The organism is Streptomyces sp. NPDC014656, assembly GCF_043084305.1.
Taxonomy (GTDB): domain Bacteria; phylum Actinomycetota; class Actinomycetes; order Streptomycetales; family Streptomycetaceae; genus Streptomyces.
The window spans coordinates 51,900-67,433 of record NZ_JBIBZN010000007.1; the positions used below are offsets into that span (position 1 = coordinate 51,900).

Consider the following 15,534-nt stretch of genomic DNA (forward strand, 5'->3'; position numbering starts at 1 on the left):
GGCCGCCCCCGAGCGCCCGGACACCTCCGCACACCCCCGAGAGGACCGAGCCCTTGCCCACCGAACTCCGGGTACTGAACCCGGCGACCGAGGAACTCGTCGCCACCGTCCCCGCCGCCGGCCCCGCCGACGTCGACGCCGCCGTCGGCAGGGCCGCCACCGCGCAGACCGCGTGGGCCGCCGCCGCCCCCGCCGACCGCGCCCGGCTGCTCCGCCGCTTCGCCTCCGTCGTCGACGCCCACGCCGAGGAACTCGCCCTCCTGGAGGTCCGCGAGGCCGGGCACACGATCGGCAACGCCCGCTGGGAGGCCGGGAACGTCCGCGACCTCCTCGACTACGCGGCCGGGGGAGTGGAGCGCCTGAACGGACGCCAGATCCCCGTCCCCGGCGGCATCGACCTCACGATCCTCGAACCCCTCGGCGTCGTCGGCGTCATCGCGCCCTGGAACTTCCCCATGCCGATCGCCGCCTGGGCCACCGCCCCCGCCCTCGCCGCCGGCAACGCGGTGGTCCTCAAACCGGCCGAGGCCACCCCCCTCACCGCGCTCCGCCTCGCGGAACTCGCTCTGGAGGCCGGCCTCCCCCAGCACCTCTTCCAGGTCCTCCCCGGCGAGGGCCCCGTCGCCGGGGAAGCCCTCGTCACCCACCCCGGCGTCGCCAAGATCGTCTTCACCGGCTCCACCAGCACCGGCAAGCGGATCATGGCCAAGGCCGCCGACCGGGTGAAGCGGCTCACCCTCGAACTCGGCGGCAAGAGCCCCAACATCGTCTTCGCGGACGCGGACGTCGAGGCGGCGGCCGCCGCCGCCCCCATGGCCTTCCTCGACAACAGCGGCCAGGACTGCTGCGCCCGCACCCGCATCCTCGTCCAGCGCAGCGTCCACGACCGCTTCATGGAACTCCTCACCCCGGCGATCGAGGAGACCGTCGTCGGCGACCCGCTCGACCCGCGCACCCAGATGGGCCCGCTGATCTCCCGGGCCCAGCTCGACCGGGTCCGCTCCTACGTCCCCGAGTCCGCCGGGGCCGTCCGCGGCAAGGCGCCCGAGGGGCCCGGCTTCTGGTTCCCGCCGACCGTCCTCACCGGCGTCCCCGAGGACGCCCCCTGCGCCGTCGAGGAGATCTTCGGCCCCGTCGCCGTCGTCCTCCCCTTCGAGGACGAGGCCGACGCGATCCGGCTCGCCAACGCCACCCCGTACGGCCTCTCCGGCTCGATCTGGACCCGCGACGTCGGCCGCGCCCTGCGCGCCTCCCGCGCCGTCCGGGCCGGCAACCTCTCCGTCAACTCCCACTCCAGCGTCCGCTACTGGACCCCCTTCGGCGGCTTCCACCAGTCCGGCCTCGGCCGCGAACTCGGACCCGACGCCCTGACCGCCTTCACCGAGACCAAGAACGTCTTCATCAGCACGGAAGGCTGACCATGACCAACGAAGAGATCGTCTGCCGCCGGCTCGTCGGCCGCACCGCCGTCATCACCGGCGCCGGCAGCGGCATCGGCCTCGCCACCGCCCGCCGCCTCGCATCCGAAGGCGCGAACGTCGTCTGCGGCGACATCGACGAGCGGGCGGGCAAGGCCGCCGCCGAGGCCGTCGGCGGCACCTTCGTCAAGGTCGACGTCACCGACCCGGAGGAGGTCGAGGCGCTGTTCCGCACCGCCTTCGAGACCTACGGCTCCGTCGACGTCGCCTTCAACAACGCCGGCATCTCCCCGCCCGACGACGACTCCATCCTGGAGACCGGCCTGGAGGCGTGGAAGCGCGTCCAGGACGTCAACCTCACCTCCGTCTACCTCTGCTGCAAGGCCGCCCTGCCCTACATGCGCCGCCAGGGGAAGGGCTCCATCATCAACACCGCCTCGTTCGTCGCGATCATGGGCGCGGCGACCAGCCAGATCTCGTACACCGCCTCCAAGGGCGGCGTCCTCGCCATGTCCCGCGAGCTCGGCGTGCAGTTCGCCCGCGAGGGCATCCGGGTCAACGCGCTCTGCCCGGGGCCGGTCAACACCCCGCTCCTCCGGGAGCTGTTCGCCAAGGACCCGGAGCGGGCCGCCCGCCGGCTCGTGCACATCCCGGTCGGCCGGTTCGCCGAGGCGGAGGAGATCGCGGCGGCCGTCGCCTTCCTCGCCAGCGACGACTCCTCGTTCGTCAACGCCGCCGACTTCCTCGTCGACGGCGGCATCTCCGGCGCGTACGTGACGCCCCTGTAGCCCTACAGGAACGTCCGGCCCTCGCCCCGGTAGGTGGGCACCGTGTCCACGACACGGTCGCCCGCCACCAGGTGCAGCGCGTCGAACCGCTCGCACAGCTCGCCGGCCTTCGCGTGCCGGAACCACACCTTGTCGCCGATCCGCAGATCGTCGGCCGGCGAGCCCAGCAGCGGGGTCTGCACCTCGCCGGGACCCTCCTGCGGGTCGTACCGCAGCCCCTCCGGGAGGTACGGGACGGGCAGCCGGTCCCGCCCGGCCGCGCCGGACGCCGGATAGCCGCCGCCGAGCACGGTGACGGCCCCGACGCCGGGCCGCCGCACCACCGGCAGCGCGAAGAGCGCCGCCGGGCGCCCGCTGAAGGACGAGTAGCCGTCGAAGAGCCGCGGCACGTAGAGCCCCGACCCGGCGGCGATCTCGGTGACGGCCGCCTCGGCCGCGGTGTGCTGCACGCTGCCGGTGCCGCCGCCGTTCACGAACTCCAGGTCCGGCGCCACCGCCCGTACGGCCCCGACCACCGCCGCCCGCCGCTCGGCCAGCTCCCGGCGGGCCACCGCCTGCATCGCCCGGACCGCCCGGGACCGCAGCGGCCGGCCGGCCACCGCGTCCCCGACCCCCGCCACGTGCCCCTCGTACGCCATCAGCCCGGCCAGCCGGAACCCCGGCCGCCGGACCACCGACCGGGCCAGCTCGGCCAGCTGCGCGGGAGTCCGCAGCGGAGACCGCCGGGCCCCGATCCGCACCCGGCCGCCCAGCAGCCGCAGCGCGGTGTCCATCTCCAGGCAGACCCGCACCTCCTCGGTGCCGCCGGCCCGGGCCGCGTCGATCAGGTCGAGCTGCGCCACGTCGTCGACCATCACGGTGACGGCGGCGGCGAGCTTCGGGTCCCGCGCCAGCTCCGCGAAGCCCGCCCGGTCGGCGGACGGGTAGGCGAGCAGCACGTCCTCGTACCCGGCCCGCGCCAGCCACAGCGACTCGGCGAGCGTGAACGACATGATCCCGGCGAAGCCGTCCCGCGCCAGCACCCGGTCGAGCAGCGCCCGGCACCGCACCGACTTGCTCGCCACCCGGACCGGCTTCCCGCCCGCCCGCCGCACCAGATCGTCCGCGTTGGCGTCGAAGGCCTCCAGGTCGACGACCGCCAGCGGCGCGTCGAGAGCGGCGGTGGCCCGGTCGTACCGGGCCCGGTCGGCGGCACGGGGAGTCATGGCCCGAGCTTGCCAGACCGTCAGGGGGGCCGGTACCCCTGAGTTCCCGCGTGGCGGGGAACAGCCCGTAGAGTGGCGGGCATTGTCGGCAGGAGCAGGGGGCGGGATGACCAGCGAAGAGAACCCCCGCCCGTCCCGCGCCACAGAGACCCTCCGCCCTCGCGTGAAGCCCCCCGAGAGCGCCCTGGCCTCCCTCACCACCGACCTCACCCCGCCCCTCCGCACCCCCCACCCGGAACCCGGCACGACTCCGCCCCCGCGCCCCGCGACGACTCCGCCCCCGCGCCCGGAGCCCGGCCCGCCCGCCGACGGACCGCCCCGCCCCCAGCCCGGCACGGCCCGGGCCCCGCGCGGTACGGCCCCGGCTCCCCGCGGTACGGCTCCGGTCCCGCGCCCGCAGTCCGGTACGGCCCCGGCCCCGGCCCCACGCCCCGAATCCGGTACCGCCCCGCCCCCGCGCCCCGCGCCGGGAACGCCTCCGCGCCCCGCGCCGGGAACGCCTCCGCGCCCCGCGCCGGGAACGTCCCCGCGCCCCGCGCAGGGAACGCCTCCGCGCCCCGAATCCGGCACGCCCCCGCGCCCCGCGACCGCCCCGGGCCCGCTGCCCCCGGCCGTGGCCCCGCAGCGCCCGGCGGCGGCGCCGCCCGCCCCGCGCCCCGCGACGGGCCGGGTCGGCCCGCCCCCGGCCCGCCCCGGGCGGCCGCCGGCGGCCGCCCCGCCCGCGACCGCCCCGCCCGCGGCCGCTCCGCGCCGCCCGGCCGGTGCGACTCCGCCGCCTCCGGCCGCCCGCCCCGCCCAGCCGCGCCCGGCCGCCGCCGGTTCCGCGCCGCTGCCCCCGCCCCGCCCGGAGCGGCAGCCGGCCGCGTCCGGCCCGCGCCCGGACGGGGCCCCGCACCGCGCGGGCACCGTGCCGCCCGCTGCCGCCCCGGTCGAGACGACCGCGCGGCTGCGGCCCGTGCGGGTGCCGGCGTACGCGCCGCCGGAGACGCCCGTCGAGACGACCACCCGGCTGCGGCCCATACGGGAGCGGCGGCGGGGGAGGTCCCTGGCCGTCGGCGCCTGCGTCGTCCTGGGGATCGGGCTGATCGGAGGGGCGCTCGCCGGGGTGTGGCTCGCCGCGTCCGGTGACGGGAAGCCCGCCGAACCGCCGGAGTACGCCGTCGCCAAGGAGCTCTGGCACAACGCGCCCGTGGACACCCTCTTCCCCCGTACCCTCACCGCCCCCCAGGCGGGCCCCGGCCCCTCCGCCCGCACCTGGACCCGCGTCGTCGTCGCCCCGGACGCCCCCTGCGCCACCGCCACCGTCGCCCCGAAGCTGCTCGCCGCCCTGCGCCCGCTCGGCTGCGAGCGCGTGCTGCGCGCCACGTACACCGACGCCACCGCCAGCAGTGTCCTCACCGTCGGCGTCGTCTTCACCCGCGCCGACGTCACCGCCCAGCGCGCCCTCGACGGCCGCCGGCTCGCCGCCCGCCTCGGCCAGGACGTCCCGCCCGCGCTGCCCGGCCCCGGCACCGTCGCCGCCGGGTTCGGCCCGGCGCAGCGGGCCGGCTGGTGGGTTGCCGCCCCCACCGACCTGCCCGTCGTCGTCACCGCCGTCTCCGGCTTCGCCGACGGCCGCGCCGTCGACCGCGCCGTCCCCGCCGACCAGGCGATGAAGAAGGACCGCACGGACGCCGTCGCCCAGTCCGGCCTCGGCCACGAGGCCCTCGGCATCGCCGACCGCGTGGAGAAGCAGCTCCGCACCACCGCCCTGAACGCGGCGAAGGAAGAGGAACAGCGGTGACCCGCCCCCGCCCCCGCAGCCGCGCACGCGCCGCGGTGCCCCCCGCCGCCGTCCTGCTCGCCGCCGCCCTCTCGGTGCTCCCGGCCGCCGCGCCCGCCCACGCCGACGCCATCCGCGACCGCCAGTGGGGCCTCGACACCCTCCGCACGGAGGAGGCGTGGCGCACCACCAAGGGCGAGGGCGTCACCGTCGCCGTCCTCGACACCGGGGTCGACGCCGACCACCCGGACCTCACCGGCTCCGTCCTGCCCGGCCACGACCTCATCGGCTTCGGCGCCGCCGAGGGCGACGAGCACTGGGCCCGCCACGGCACCGCGATGGCCGGGATCATCGCCGGGCACGGCCACGGCTGGGCCGACGACAGCGGGGTCCTGGGCATCGCCCCCGGCGCCCGCGTCCTGCCCGTGCGGGTCATCCTCGAAGGCAAGGACAAGGCCCGCGAGAAGGCCCGCGAGACCCGGGGCACGGCCCTCGCCGAGGGCATCCGCTGGGCCGCCGACCACGGCGCCGACGTCATCAACCTCTCCCTCGGCGACGACTCGAAGTCCGCCCACCCCGACCCCGGCGAGGACGCCGCCGTCCAGTACGCCCTCGGCAAGGGCGTCTCCGTCGTCGCCTCCGCCGGCAACGGCGGCGAGAAGGGCGACCACATCTCCTACCCGGCCGCCTACCCCGGCGTCATCGCCGTCACCGCCGTCGACCGCTACGGCACCCGCGCCCTCTTCTCCACCCGCCGCTGGTACGCCACGGTCAGCGCCCCCGGCGTCGACATCGTCATCGCCGACCCCGACCGCAAGTACTACGAGGGCTGGGGCACCAGCGCCGCCGCCGCCTTCGTCTCGGGCGCCGTCGCCCTCGTCCGCTCCGCCCACCCCGACCTGACCCCCGCCCAGGTCAAGAAGCTCCTCGTCGACACCGCCCGCGACCGGCCCGAGGGGGGCCGCAGCGACGCCAAGGGCTACGGCACGGTCGACCCGGCCGCCGCCATCGCGGCCGGGGCGGCGCTGAAGGCCGGCGACCCGAAGGACGCCACCGCCGGATACCGCGGCCAGTACTTCGGCCCCGGTCCCCTCCCGGCCGCCGAGGAGAGCACCGCCCCCGGGCTCCTCGCCCCCCTCGCCGGCGGCCTCGGCGCCCTCCTCCTGCTGACGGCCCTCGTCCTCCACCGGGCCGGCCGCACCCGCTGACGGCCCGGCGGCCGGAGCCCCGCGCACGGCCCGTTAGGCTCGGGGCGTGGAGCTCAAGAACATCCCCGACCCCGGTTTCTCCGACGACGACGGCACCGCCGACCCGGCGCTCGCCGCGGCCCTCGCGGCCTGGGCGGAGGACAGGACCGCGCACGGCCCCGTCCTGGAGGCCCTGCGCGGCGCCCGGCTCCTCGTCCCCGTCGTCGCCGTCCTCGGCGAGGTGGAGACCGACCCGGAGACGGGCCTCAAGCGGGAGAAGACCAGCGACATGGCGGTGCCGACGCTGACCGCCGGCGACCGGCGCGGCCTGCCCGCCTTCACCTCGACCGCCTCGCTCGCCCTGTGGGACCCGGCCGCCCGGCCCGTCGCCGTCCCCCTCCGGCAGGCGCTCGCCGCGCTCGTCCACGAGAAGGCCGACACCCTGGTCCTCGACATGGCGGGACCCGTGCCGTACCAGGTGAGCGGCTCCGCGCTGCTGGCCCTGGCCGAGGGCCGCACCGGCACCGACCCGCTGGACGACCCGGCGGTCCGGGACGCGGTCCGCGCCGCCGTCGCCGCCGAGCCCGCCGTGCTCCGCGCCCACCTGGGCCCCGGCACCGCCGACGGCACCCTCGCCCTGGTCCTCGCCGGGGACGCGGCCCCCGCCGAGACCGCCCGGCGCGTGGCCCGCGCCCTGGCCGCCGACGAAACACTGAGGGCCCGCCTGGTGCGGGGCCTCGACCTGGCACTGCTGCCGGCCGCGGCCACCCCTCCGGGCGAGCCCTTCTACGTACGGGACTGAGCGGGGGAGCGGCGTCCCCCGCCCGGCGGCCCTAGCCGAACACCCGGCCCGTGTACTTCTCGCCCGGGCCCTGGCCCGGCTCGTCCGGGACGAGGGACGTCTCGCGGAAGGCGAGCTGGAGGGACTTCAGGCCGTCGCGCAGGGGGGCGGCGTGGAAGGACGAGATCTCCGTGGTGCTGGCGTCGAGGAGACCGGCGAGCGCGTGGATGAGCTTGCGCGCCTCGTCGAGGTCCTTGTGCGCGTCGCCCTCCTCGGTGAGGCCGAGCTTGACCGCGGCGGCGCTCATCAGGTTGACGGCCACGGTCACGATCACCTCGACCGCCGGGACCTCGGCGATGTCGCGGGCCATGGCGTCGAAGTCGGGGTTGTCGCCGGAGGCGTCGGGGGCGGTCGTGGACTCGTTCTGGGGGGTCTCGCTCATGCCCCACACGATAAGCGGGCGCACGGTTCGCGCCGACCGCCGGGTCCTGCTAACCTTGTGTAACGACCGGCCGGACACCTGTGTGCCCGGCCCACAAGTGGAGGCTCCGATCTCCCACCTGACCGCCCTCGCGGGCGGCGGGTCACCGGTCAGGTGGCGCCCATCGTTCCGTACGGACGATGGAGCCGCCCGATGTGCGCCCCGCGGCTGACCGTGGTGGTGTTCCGGTTTTTTCTTGGAGCCCCGCCTGTGTCCCGTCCGGGGCATTTTTCATGTGCCGGCTCGGTTGGTCTCAGAAACAGATGTTGCGCGTCCGTCCGCCAGGCGGTCGTGTGGTGCTACCGAGGAGGATCCATCAGCGCCGAGCCCCGCATCAACGACAGGATTCGCGTTCCCGAGGTGCGACTTGTCGGACCCAGCGGCGAGCAGGTCGGGATTGTTCCGCTTGCCAAGGCCCTGGAGCTCGCACAGGAGTACGACCTCGACCTGGTCGAGGTGGCGGCGACCGCCCGCCCGCCCGTGTGCAAGCTCATGGACTACGGGAAGTTCAAGTACGAGTCGGCCATGAAGGCCCGTGAGGCGCGCAAGAACCAGGCGCACACGGTCATCAAGGAGATGAAGCTCCGGCCGAAGATCGACCCGCACGACTATGACACCAAGAAGGGTCACGTCGTCCGGTTCCTCAAGCAGGGCGACAAGGTCAAGATCACGATCATGTTCCGTGGTCGTGAGCAGTCCCGTCCCGAGCTTGGTTTCCGGCTGCTCCAGCGGCTGGCGTCGGACGTCGAGGAGCTCGGCTTCATCGAGTCCAACCCGAAGCAGGACGGCCGGAACATGATCATGGTTCTCGGTCCGCACAAGAAGAAGACCGAGGCCATGGCCGAGGCTCGCGAGGCCCAGGCCGCGCGCAAGGCCGAGCGTCAGGGCATCACCTCCGACGAGGCGCCCGCGGCTCCGGCCGAGGAAGCCCCGGTCGCCGAGGCCGAGGCCCCGACCGACACCACCGAGGCGTGATCCGGCGGGCTGCCACCCAGGCAGCCCCAGGCCCCGCCCGGAACCACCAACGAAGAACTGACGCTCCCTGACGTCCGGTGCCCGCACCGGGGGAGCGCCACTGACGAGGAGATACGGCGCGATGCCGAAGAACAAGACGCACTCCGGTGCCAAGAAGCGCTTCAAGGTCACCGGCTCCGGCAAGATCCTGCGCGAGCGCGCCGGTAAGCGCCACCTGCTCGAGCACAAGTCGTCCAAGCTGACGCGTCGCCTCACCGGCAACGCCGAGATGGCCCCGGGTGACGCCGCCAAGATCAAGAAGATGCTGGGCATCTGAGCTTGATCTCCCGCCCTCGGCGACGAGGGCATCCGGCCAAGACCGGGTTCCATCCGTTTTTCGGGTCGTGTGAGGACCACCACGACCCCGCTGCAAGGAGTTAAAAGTGGCACGCGTCAAGCGGGCGGTCAACGCCCACAAGAAGCGCCGGGCGATCCTCGAGCAGGCCTCCGGCTACCGCGGTCAGCGTTCGCGCCTGTACCGCAAGGCCAAGGAGCAGGTCACCCACTCGCTGGTCTACAACTACAACGACCGGAAGAAGCGCAAGGGCGACTTCCGTCAGCTGTGGATCCAGCGCATCAACGCCGCTGCCCGTCAGAACGGCATGACGTACAACCGCCTCATCCAGGGTCTGAAGGCCGCCAACATCGAGGTGGACCGCAAGATCCTCGCCGAGCTGGCCGTCAACGACATCAACGCGTTCGCCGCGCTGGTCGAGGTCGCGCAGAAGGCCCTCCCGGCCGACGTCAACGCCCCGAAGGCCGCCGCCTGATCTTCCAGGCCGCAGTGCTTCCGCCCGGACCCGCAGGCCCCGCGCCTGCGGGTCCGGTGCGTTGACCACCGCACCCCGCACCCCGACGAGACCGAGACAGAGAGCCCCAGGCACATGTCCACCCCCGAGCTGATCTCCCCGCGTTCCCCGCGCGTCGTCGCCGCCCGGCGGCTCGCCAAGCGCAACTTCCGGGGGAAGGACCGCCTCTTCCTCGCCGAGGGCCCCCAGGCCGTCCGCGAGGCCGTCGCGCACCGGGGCCCCGACGGCGCCCCCGCCCTCGTCGAGCTCTTCACCACCGTCGAGGCCGCCGAGCGGTACGCGCCCATCGTCGAGGCCGCCCGCGCCGCCGGCGCCCGCGTCCACCACGCCTCCGACGCCGTCCTCGCCGAGGTCTCCCAGACCGTCACCCCGCAGGGCCTCGTCGGCGTCTGCCGCTTCCTCGACTCGCCGTTCGAGGAGATCCTCGCCGCGAAGCCCAAGCTGGTCGCCGTCCTCGCGCACGTCCGCGACCCCGGGAACGCCGGCACCGTGCTGCGCTGCGCCGACGCCGCCGGAGCCGACGCGGTGATCCTCACCGACGCCTCCGTCGACCTCTACAACCCCAAGTCGGTCCGCGCCTCCGTCGGCTCCCTCTTCCACCTCCCCGTCGCCGTCGGCGTCCCCGTCGAGCAGGCCGTCGCCGGCCTCAAGGCCGCGGGCGTCCGCATCCTCGCCGCCGACGGCGCCGGCCAGGACGACCTCGACGACGAGCTCGACGCCGGCACCATGGGCGGCCCCACCGCCTGGATCTTCGGCAACGAGGCATGGGGGCTCCCGGAGGAGACCCGCGCCCTCGCCGACGCCGTCGTCCGCGTCCCCATCCACGGCAAGGCCGAGAGCCTCAATCTCGCCACCGCCGCCGCGGTCTGCCTGTACGCCTCCGCCCGCGCCCAGCGCCCCCGCCGCACCGCCTGACGCGCCCCGCCGCCGCGCCCCGCCGCCGCGCCCCGCCGTCGCGATCCGGCCACCCCGTGTGTCCTTCCGGCTCCCGCCGGTCACCCTCGCCCAGTAGAGTGACGCACTCGGGGGCCCACTGCGCTACACGGAGGGGTGGGAGACGGGGATGACGGCCGGCACGGACAGTCCCGCACGGACCGCGCGACGACACGGCGACGGGACGCGCGCGCCCGAGCCGTGGCCCGCGATCGACCCCGACGACCTGCCCGACGGACTCGTCGTCGCCGACGAGCGGGGCCGCGTCGTCTGCTTCAACGCCGCCGCCAGCCGCATCACCGCCGTCCCCGGGGACGAGGCCCTCGGCCGCCCGCTCGACCAGGCGCTGCCCCTGGAGGACCTCAAGGGGCACCGCTGGTGGTCCCTCACCGACCCGTACGGCGGCCTCGCCACCCGGCGCGGCCAGCCCGAGCGCAACCTGCTGCTGCCCGGCGGCCGCGAGGTCCTCGTCTCCGCCCGGTACGTCCGGGAGCACCCCACGGGCCCCGTCCGCAGGGTCGTCGTCTCCCTGCGCGGCACCGAGGCCCGCCGCCGCTCCGAGCGCAGCCACGCCGAGCTCATCGCCACCGTCGCCCACGAGCTCCGCTCCCCGCTCACCTCCGTCAAGGGCTTCACCGCCACCCTCCTCAGCAAGTGGGAGCGGTTCACCGACGAGCAGAAGCGGCTCATGCTGGAGACCGTCGACGCCGACGCCGGCCGCATCAAACGGCTCATCGCGGAACTCCTCGACATCTCCCGGATCGACTCCGGCCGCCTGGAGGTGCGCCGCCAGCCCGTCGACATCACCGCCGCCGTCGGCCGCCACATCCAGGTGCACACCACCGGCGGCCAGCCCCCCGACCGCTTCTTCGTCCGGACCCGGCCCGGACTGCCCGCGCTCTGGGCCGACCCCGACAAGATCGACCAGATCCTCGGCAACCTCCTGGAAAACGCGGTGCGCCACGGCGCCGGAACCGTCACCATCGAGGTGGCGCCCCGCACCGCGGGCGACGACGGCACCGGCGAGGAGGGGACGGAGGTCACCGTGAGCGACGAGGGCCCGGGCATCCCCGAGGAGTCCGTGAACCGCGTCTTCACCCGCTTCTGGCGGGGCAGCAAGCGCGGCGGCACCGGACTCGGCCTCTACATCGTCAAGGGCCTCGTCGAGGCCCACGGCGGCACCATCACCGTCGGACGCGGCCCGCGCGGCGGCGCCGAGTTCCGATTTACCCTGCCCGTCGGCGCCCCGGCCCATCTCGTCTGACGTCTCACGCACCGAGACCCGACGGGAACCAGAGCCACCGGGGCCCCCACGGGCTCATCAGCGTGTCCCCACCCCGTTAGACTCGACCTTTGGCACGTTCGCGCCCTTGTCGTCTGTCGTCGAACCGGGGTCGCCCCAGCCAAGCCCAACGGAAGCACGGGAAGAAATGTCGGCACCCAATAAGTCGTACGACCCGGTCGAGGTCGAAGCCTTGAAACCGGAAGAGATCGAGCGCATGCGGGACGAGGCGCTCGCCGCCTTCGCGGCCGCCGGCGACCTCGACGCGCTCGCGCACGCCAAGACGGCGCACACCGGCGGCACCTCGCCGCTCGCCCTCGCCAACCGCGAGATCGGCGCGCTGCCCCCGCAGGCCAAGGCCGCGGCCGGCAAGCTCGTCGGCCAGGCCCGAGGCGTCGTCTCCAAGGCGCTCGCCGCCCGCCAGGCCGAACTGGAGGACGAGCGCGACGCGCGCGTCCTCGTCGAGGAGGCCGTCGACGTCACCCTGCCGTACGACCGCGTCCCGGCCGGCGCCCGCCACCCGCTGACCACGCTGATGGAGCGCGTCGCCGACGTCTTCGTCTCCATGGGCTACGAGGTCGCCGAGGGCCCCGAGGTCGAGGCCGAGTGGTTCAACTTCGACGCCCTGAACTTCGTGCCGGACCACCCGGCGCGGCAGATGCAGGACACCTTCTTCGTCCGGGGCCCGGAAGGGACGACGGGCGACGAGTCCGGCGTCGTCCTGCGCACCCACACCTCGCCGGTCCAGGCCCGCACCCTCATCGACCGGGAGCCCCCGGTCTACGTGGTGTGCCCCGGCCGCGTCTACCGCACCGACGAGCTCGACGCCACGCACACCCCGGTCTTCCACCAGATCGAGCTGCTCGCCGTCGACGAGGGCCTCACCATGGCCGACCTCAAGGGCACCCTCGACCACATGGTCCAGGCGCTCTTCGGCGCGGACATGAAGACCCGGCTCCGCCCGAACTTCTTCCCGTTCACCGAGCCGTCCGCCGAGATGGACATGCTCTGCTACGTCTGCCGCGGCGAGTCCGTCGGCGACCCCGACCGCCCCTGCCGCACCTGCGGCAGCGAGGGCTGGATCGAGCTCGGCGGCTGCGGCATGGTCAACCCGAAGGTGCTCGTCGCCTGCGGCGTGGACCCGGAGAAGTACAGCGGCTTCGCCTTCGGCTTCGGCATCGAGCGGATGCTGATGTTCCGGCACAACGTGGAAGACATGCGAGACATGGTCGAGGGTGACGTCCGGTTCACCCGGCCGTTCGGGATGGAGATCTGATGCGGGTCCCGCTTTCTTGGCTGCGGGAGTACGTCGACCTGCCGGCGACGGAGACCGGCCGCGACGTCCAGGCCAAGCTCATCACCGCCGGCCTCGAGGTCGAGACCGTCGAGCGGCTCGGCGCCGGCCTCACCGGCCCGCTGGTGGTCGGCAAGGTCCTCACCATCGAGGAGCTGACGGAGTTCAAGAAGCCCATCCGCTTCTGCACCGTCGACGTCGGCTCCGCCAACGGCACCGGCGAGCCCCAGGAGATCATCTGCGGCGCCCGGAACTTCGCCGTCGGCGACAAGGTCGTCGTGGCCCTGCCCGGCGCCGTCCTCCCCGGTGACTTCCGGATCGCCGAGCGCAAGACCTACGGCAAGGTCTCGCGCGGCATGATCTGCTCCAGCGAGGAGCTGGGCATGGGCGAGGACCCGAACCACGGGATCATCATCCTGCCGCCGGAGCACGAGGTCGGCATCGACGCCACCGTCCTGCTGGAGCTGTACGACGAGGTCCTCGACATCGCCGTCACCCCGGACCGCGGCTACTGCCTCTCGATGCGCGGAGTGGCCCGCGAGGCCGCCATCGCGTACGGGCTGCCGCTGCGTGACCCGGCGCTCCTCGACGTGCCCGCGCCGAACTCGTACGGCTACCCGGTCCAGATCGCCGACCCGGTCGGCTGCGACCGCTTCACGGCCCGCACGGTCGTCGGCCTCGCCCCCGAGGCCCGGTCGCCGATCTGGCTCCAGCGCCGCCTCCAGAAGGCGGGCATGCGCCCGATCTCGCTCGCCGTCGACATCACCAACTACGTGATGCTGGAGCTGGGTCAGCCGCTGCACGCCTACGACCGCACCCGGATCGACGGCCCCATCGGGGTCCGCCGCGCCGAGGCCGGCGAGAAGATCACCACCCTCGACGGCACGGTCCGCGTCCTCGACGCCGCCGACCTGGTCATCACCGACAACCGCGGCCCCATCGGCATCGCGGGCGTCATGGGCGGCGCCGACACCGAGATCGCCGACCCGGTGACCGACGCCGAGACCGGCGCCGTCACCGGCTCCAGCGAGGTCGTCATCGAGGCCGCGCACTTCGACGCGATCTCGATCGCCCGCACGGCCCGCCGCCACAAGCTGTCCTCCGAGGCGTCCAAGCGCTTCGAGCGCGGCGTCGACCCGCAGGCCGCGGCCGCCGCCGCGCAGCGCTGCGTCGACCTGCTGGTGCTGCTCGCGGGCGGCACCGCCGAGGCCGGCGTCACCGAGATCGCCGCCCCGTCCGCGCCGCGCACGATCACCATGCCGGCGAACCACCCCGACCGGGTGGCGGGCATGGCGTACGGCCGCGAGACCGTCGTCCGCCGCCTCCAGGAGGTCGGCTGCGACGTCTACGGCCAGGACGAGCTCGTCGTCACCGTGCCGTCGTGGCGCCCCGACCTGAACGCGCCGAACGACCTCGCCGAGGAGGTCATCCGGCTGGAGGGCTACGAGAACCTGCCCTCGACGCTGCCGAAGCCCCCGGCCGGCCGCGGCCTCACCGAGCGCCAGCGCGTCCACCGCCGGGTCGGCCGCGCGCTGGCCGGCGCCGGCTACGTCGAGGCGCTGAACTACCCCTTCATGGGGCAGCAGGCCCTCGACCAGCTCGGCCTCGACGCGGACGACGCCCGCCGGAAGGTCGTCACCCTCGTCAACCCGCTCTCCGACGAGGAGCCCGCGCTCCGCACCACGCTGCTCCCCGGCCTGCTCGCCGCGCTGCGCCGGAACGACAGCCGGGGCAGCCACGACCTGGCCCTCTTCGAGACCGGCCTGGTCTTCCGCCCGGAGGGCGAGCCGAGGGTCGCGGTCCGTCTCCCGGTGGACCGCCGTCCCACCGACGAGGAGATCGCCGGCGTCAACGCCGCGCTGCCCGCGCAGCCGCGCCGCGCCGCCGTCGTCCTCGCCGGTGCCCGCGAGCAGTCCGGCTGGTGGGGCAAGGGCCGCCCGGCCGACTGGGCCGACGCGATCGAGGCCGCCCGCACCATCGCCACCGAGGCCGGTGCGGAGCTGCTGATCGACGCCGACCAGCACGCGCCGTTCCACCCGGGCCGCTGCGCCGCCTTCCACGTGGTGATCGACGGGGTCAAGACCCTCGCCGGCCACGGCGGCGAGCTCCACCCGCGCGTCGTCAAGGCGCTGGGCCTGCCGGCCCGCTCCTGCGCGATGGAGCTGGACCTGGACGTCCTGGAGCGGGCGAGCGGGGGACCGGTCAAGGCCCCGCGCATCTCCGCCTTCCCGGTCGCCACCCAGGACGTCGCCCTGGTCGTCGACCAGGACGTGCCGTCCGCCGCGGTCGAGTACTACCTGGCCGGCGGCGCGGGCGAACTCCTGGAGTCCATCCGCCTGTTCGACGTCTACACCGGCGACCAGGTCGGCGAGGGCAAGAAGTCCCTGGCGTACGCGCTGAAGTTCCGCGCCGCGGACCGCACCCTCACCGTGGAGGAGGCCACCGCCGCCCGCGACGCCGCGGTCGCCCTGGCCGCCGAGCACACGGGCGCCGTGCTGCGCGGCGCCTGACCCGCCGGCGGAAACGCCACGAAGGGCCGCCCCGGGACCAGCTCCCGGGGCGGCCCTTCGCCGTCCGCCC

General features: G+C 74.8%; 14 protein-coding genes. 12 read left to right on the top strand and 2 right to left on the bottom strand.

Features of this window, described 5'->3' with window-relative positions:
* Window positions 1–53: 53 nt before the first annotated feature.
* Both ACF1ED_RS17815 and ACF1ED_RS17820 read left to right on the top strand, forming a co-directional pair.
* Entirely contained in the window at window positions 54–1,418 is a 1,365-nt protein-coding gene (locus tag ACF1ED_RS17815; RefSeq protein WP_391761426.1) for an aldehyde dehydrogenase family protein, read from the top strand.
* A 2-nt stretch (window positions 1,419–1,420) separates the two neighbouring features.
* Window positions 1,421–2,206, top strand: coding sequence for a 3-oxoacyl-ACP reductase (locus tag ACF1ED_RS17820; protein ID WP_391761428.1), 786 nt, complete (start codon window positions 1,421–1,423; stop codon window positions 2,204–2,206).
* Window positions 2,207–2,208: 2 nt separating this feature from the next.
* Here the strand turns inward: ACF1ED_RS17820 and ACF1ED_RS17825 are convergent, their stop codons facing one another.
* Entirely contained in the window at window positions 2,209–3,411 is a 1,203-nt protein-coding gene (locus ACF1ED_RS17825) for an amino acid deaminase/aldolase (protein ID WP_391761430.1), read from the bottom strand.
* Between the two features lie 613 nt (window positions 3,412–4,024).
* Between ACF1ED_RS17825 and ACF1ED_RS17830 the strand changes: the two genes are divergently transcribed.
* The 3 genes from ACF1ED_RS17830 to ACF1ED_RS17840 are packed head-to-tail and all read left to right on the top strand — an operon-like array spanning window position 4,025 to window position 7,162.
* Complete coding sequence (locus ACF1ED_RS17830; protein WP_391761431.1) at window positions 4,025–5,194, top strand: hypothetical protein; 1,170 nt, start codon at window positions 4,025–4,027, stop codon at window positions 5,192–5,194.
* A complete protein-coding gene (mycP, locus tag ACF1ED_RS17835; protein ID WP_391761433.1) occupies window positions 5,191–6,381 on the top strand; it encodes a type VII secretion-associated serine protease mycosin in 1,191 nt (396 codons plus the stop codon). The genes ACF1ED_RS17830 and mycP overlap by 4 nt, the downstream gene beginning before the upstream one ends.
* A 46-nt stretch (window positions 6,382–6,427) precedes the next feature.
* Window positions 6,428–7,162, top strand: coding sequence for an SseB family protein (locus tag ACF1ED_RS17840; protein ID WP_391761435.1), 735 nt, complete (start codon window positions 6,428–6,430; stop codon window positions 7,160–7,162).
* Between the two features lie 31 nt (window positions 7,163–7,193).
* Here ACF1ED_RS17840 and ACF1ED_RS17845 read toward each other — a convergent pair whose 3' ends face one another.
* On the bottom strand, window positions 7,194–7,583 hold the full coding sequence (locus tag ACF1ED_RS17845) for a DUF1844 domain-containing protein (RefSeq protein ID WP_391761437.1): 390 nt from the start codon (window positions 7,581–7,583) through the stop codon (window positions 7,194–7,196).
* A gap of 330 nt (window positions 7,584–7,913) precedes the next feature.
* Between ACF1ED_RS17845 and infC the strand changes: the two genes are divergently transcribed.
* From infC to pheT, 7 genes are all read left to right on the top strand, one after another.
* The gene (gene infC, locus ACF1ED_RS17850) at window positions 7,914–8,597 is read left to right on the top strand and encodes a translation initiation factor IF-3 (protein WP_391761439.1); all 684 of its coding nucleotides are present in this window, start codon (window positions 7,914–7,916) and stop codon (window positions 8,595–8,597) included.
* A 121-nt stretch (window positions 8,598–8,718) separates the two neighbouring features.
* Window positions 8,719–8,913: a 50S ribosomal protein L35 gene (rpmI, locus tag ACF1ED_RS17855; RefSeq protein ID WP_015032399.1), complete on the top strand. Its 195-nt coding sequence runs from the start codon at window positions 8,719–8,721 to the stop codon at window positions 8,911–8,913.
* Between the two features lie 106 nt (window positions 8,914–9,019).
* Complete coding sequence (gene rplT / locus ACF1ED_RS17860; RefSeq protein WP_030493496.1) at window positions 9,020–9,406, top strand: 50S ribosomal protein L20; 387 nt, start codon at window positions 9,020–9,022, stop codon at window positions 9,404–9,406.
* Between the two features lie 114 nt (window positions 9,407–9,520).
* On the top strand, window positions 9,521–10,360 hold the full coding sequence (locus ACF1ED_RS17865) for a TrmH family RNA methyltransferase (protein WP_391761442.1): 840 nt from the start codon (window positions 9,521–9,523) through the stop codon (window positions 10,358–10,360).
* A gap of 148 nt (window positions 10,361–10,508) precedes the next feature.
* A complete protein-coding gene (locus ACF1ED_RS17870) occupies window positions 10,509–11,642 on the top strand; it encodes an ATP-binding protein (RefSeq protein ID WP_391761444.1) in 1,134 nt (377 codons plus the stop codon).
* A 166-nt stretch (window positions 11,643–11,808) separates the two neighbouring features.
* The gene (pheS, locus tag ACF1ED_RS17875) at window positions 11,809–12,936 is read left to right on the top strand and encodes a phenylalanine--tRNA ligase subunit alpha (protein WP_391761446.1); all 1,128 of its coding nucleotides are present in this window, start codon (window positions 11,809–11,811) and stop codon (window positions 12,934–12,936) included.
* Complete coding sequence (gene pheT / locus ACF1ED_RS17880; RefSeq protein WP_391761448.1) at window positions 12,936–15,464, top strand: phenylalanine--tRNA ligase subunit beta; 2,529 nt, start codon at window positions 12,936–12,938, stop codon at window positions 15,462–15,464. Before pheS ends, pheT begins: the two co-directional genes overlap by 1 nt.
* The last annotated feature ends 70 nt before the right edge of the window (window positions 15,465–15,534 follow it).

Bases quoted from the DNA above. Each gene is read 5' to 3' on its own strand.
- ACF1ED_RS17820 (WP_391761428.1), top strand. From the start codon at position 1,421: ATGACCAACGAAGAGATCGTCTGCCGCCGGCTCGTCGGCCGCACCGCC.
- ACF1ED_RS17825 (WP_391761430.1), bottom strand. From the start codon at position 3,411: ATGACTCCCCGTGCCGCCGACCGGGCCCGGTACGACCGGGCCACCGCC.
- ACF1ED_RS17845 (WP_391761437.1), bottom strand. From the start codon at position 7,583: ATGAGCGAGACCCCCCAGAACGAGTCCACGACCGCCCCCGACGCCTCC.
- rpmI (WP_015032399.1), top strand. From the start codon at position 8,719: ATGCCGAAGAACAAGACGCACTCCGGTGCCAAGAAGCGCTTCAAGGTC.
- ACF1ED_RS17865 (WP_391761442.1), top strand. From the start codon at position 9,521: ATGTCCACCCCCGAGCTGATCTCCCCGCGTTCCCCGCGCGTCGTCGCC.
- ACF1ED_RS17870 (WP_391761444.1), top strand. From the start codon at position 10,509: ATGACGGCCGGCACGGACAGTCCCGCACGGACCGCGCGACGACACGGC.
- pheS (WP_391761446.1), top strand. From the start codon at position 11,809: ATGTCGGCACCCAATAAGTCGTACGACCCGGTCGAGGTCGAAGCCTTG.
- pheT (WP_391761448.1), top strand. From the start codon at position 12,936: ATGCGGGTCCCGCTTTCTTGGCTGCGGGAGTACGTCGACCTGCCGGCG.